Raw genomic sequence first — 1070 nt, 5'->3', positions numbered from 1 at the left:
GTGGAGTGGATACCCCACTTCTGGTGCGGCGTGATGAAGTTCAGCGCCTTGCTCGGGTTGCCGTTGTCCTCGGGCAGCTTGAAGCCCTTGGCCGCCTTGGTGTCGATCGGCGGGCGATAGACCAGCAGGCTTTCGCCGAAGGCGCGCATCCAGGGGTGATCCTGGTAGAACTGCTGGCGGCCGCTGACGGTGCGCCAGGGAATCATCTCGTGAACGTTGGTATAACCGGCGTTGTAGGAGACGTGTTCATCCTCGAGGCCCGACCAGGTCGGGCTGGAGATGATCTTGCGCGGCTGGGCGACGATATCGCGAAAGCGAATCTTCTCGTCTTCCTTGGGCAGCGCCAGGTGAGCGTGATCGCGCCCGGTGATCTTGGAGAGCGCGCCCCAGGCCTTCATCGCCACCTGGCCGTTGGTTTCCGGGGCCAGGGTCAGAATCATCTCGGCGGCGTCGATGGCGGTCTCGATCAGCGGGCGCCCCTTGTGCGGCCCGTCCAGCTTGCGATGGTTGAGCTTGCCCAGCAGCTCGACTTCGGACTCGGTATTCCAGGCGATGCCCTTGCCGCCGTTGCCGATGCTTTCCAGCAGCGGGCCGATGGACGTGAAGCGCTCGTAGGTTTCCGGGTAGTTGCGCTTGACCTCGATCAGCGCCGGCATGGTCTTGCCGGGAATCGGCTCGCACTCGCCCTTCTTCCAGTCCCTGACCTCCACCTGAGCCAGTTCCGCCGGGGAATCATGCTGGTGCGGCAGGGTGACCAGGTCGGTCTCCTCGCCCAGGTGGCCCACGCACACCTTGGAGAACGCCTTGGCGATGCCCTTGTAGATATCCCAGTCGCTGCGCGACTCCCAGGCCGGGTCGGTCGCCGCGGTCAAGGGGTGGATGAAGGGGTGCATGTCGGAGGTGTTGAGGTCGTCCTTCTCGTACCAGGTGGCGGTGGGCAGCACCACATCCGAGTACAGGCAGGTGGTGGACATGCGAAAGTCCAGGGTCACCAGCAGGTCGAGCTTGCCTTCCGGCGCCTCGTCATGCCACACGACTTCTTCGGGCTTCTGGCCGCCGAACTCGCCCAG

The 1070-nt window shown here is 64.4% G+C and carries 1 protein-coding gene; it reads right to left on the bottom strand.

All coding sequences use genetic code 11. The features are described 5' to 3' along the window. Positions 1 to 1070, bottom strand: a 1070-nt coding sequence (locus tag DU506_RS21250; RefSeq protein ID WP_147273815.1) for a molybdopterin-dependent oxidoreductase, incomplete at both ends; no start/stop codon positions are given.

Source organism: Vreelandella rituensis (genome assembly GCF_003336665.1).
GTDB classification, from domain to species: Bacteria; Pseudomonadota; Gammaproteobacteria; order Pseudomonadales; family Halomonadaceae; genus Vreelandella; species Vreelandella rituensis.
The sequence above is the reverse complement of the archived record's forward strand: the minus strand, read 5'-3'. Positions and strand labels throughout refer to the sequence as shown.